Below are 1,207 nucleotides of genomic sequence, written 5' to 3'. Positions count from 1 at the left end.
CGTCACCAGCGGCTTCACCTCCGCCTACCTGTTGATAGTCGGCGTCGCGTTGATCCTGCTGGTGCTGTTCTTCCCGAAAGGCATTCTGGGCAGCATCCGGCAGCGCTGGCTCGGATGGCTGCCATGACGCCGCTTCTGACCACCAAAGGCCTGTCGCGCAATTTCGGCGGCCTGCGCGCCGTCGACAGCGTCGATTTCACCTTGGTGCCGGGCGAAATCCGCGCCGTCATCGGCCCCAACGGTGCCGGGAAGACCACTTTCGTCAGCCTGATCAGCGGCCGTATCCCGCCCTCGTCCGGATCGATCGTTTTCGACGGCTCCGACATCACCGGCCTGCCGGCCTATGTCAGGGTCCGCCAGGGCATCGCCTACACGTTCCAGATCACCAGCATCTATGCCAACCTGTCCGTTTACGCCAACGTCGCGCTGCCCGTGCAACTGACGCTACGGCATGGCCATTCCAAGAGCGCGATACAGGCCGCTGTCATGTCGGCGCTCGCACGCACCGGGCTGGCCGACCGCGCCCATATGCCGGCCGGTCAATTGTCCTATGGCCACCAGCGCCTGCTGGAGGTGGCGATGGGCCTGGCGCTGAAGCCGCGCCTGCTGATCCTCGACGAGCCGACGCAGGGGCTCGCCGACAGCGAGATCGACAATTTCATCGCGCTGGTGCGCGAGATCGCCAGCGACGCCACCGTGCTCCTGATCGAGCACAACATGCCTGTCGTCATGCAGCTTGCCGACCGCATCACCGTTTTCAACGCCGGCAAGATCCTGGCAGAGGGCACGCCGGAGGCGATCCGCGAAAATGCGGCGGTGCAGGAAGCCTATCTGGGGACCGCCCCATGACCGAGACGAGCAAGACGCAAGCGTTGCGGATCGCGGGACTGGACTGCTTCTATGGCGAGATCCAGGTGCTCTATGGGCTCGACCTGGTGCTGAACAAGGGCGAGGTGCTGTGCCTGTTCGGCCGCAACGGCGCCGGCAAGACGACGACGCTGAAAGCCATCATGGGACTGGTCCGGGCGAGTGCCGGTTCGATCAGCCTCGCAGGCCAGGAATTGACCGGCCTGGCCGCCCACGAGGTGCCCAAAGCCGGCATTGCCTATGTGCCGCAAGGCAGGCGGCTGTTCGCCGAAATGACGGTGGCGGAGAACATCGAGATCGGGCTGATGGCGCGCGGCAAGGGGAAGGCCGTGCGCGAAAA

Annotated in this window: 2 protein-coding genes and 1 pseudogene; all 3 read left to right on the top strand. The window is 65.0% G+C overall.

The features are described from left to right. Positions 1-127: pseudogene (locus tag FJ980_RS35690) on the top strand (branched-chain amino acid ABC transporter permease); the annotation flags it as partial. After that, entirely contained in the window at positions 124-849 is a 726-nt protein-coding gene (locus FJ980_RS32725; RefSeq protein WP_140514343.1) for an ABC transporter ATP-binding protein, read from the top strand. The pseudogene FJ980_RS35690 and the gene FJ980_RS32725, both read left to right, overlap by 4 nt. Continuing rightward, positions 846-1,207, top strand: a 362-nt coding sequence (locus tag FJ980_RS32720; protein ID WP_140547570.1) for an ATP-binding cassette domain-containing protein, incomplete at its 3' end; no start/stop codon positions are given. The genes FJ980_RS32725 and FJ980_RS32720, both read left to right, overlap by 4 nt.

Origin of the sequence: Mesorhizobium sp. B1-1-5 (genome assembly GCF_006443065.1) — a bacterium.
Classification (GTDB): Bacteria; Pseudomonadota; Alphaproteobacteria; order Rhizobiales; family Rhizobiaceae; genus Mesorhizobium.
The sequence above is the reverse complement of the archived record's forward strand: the minus strand, read 5'-3'. Positions and strand labels throughout refer to the sequence as shown.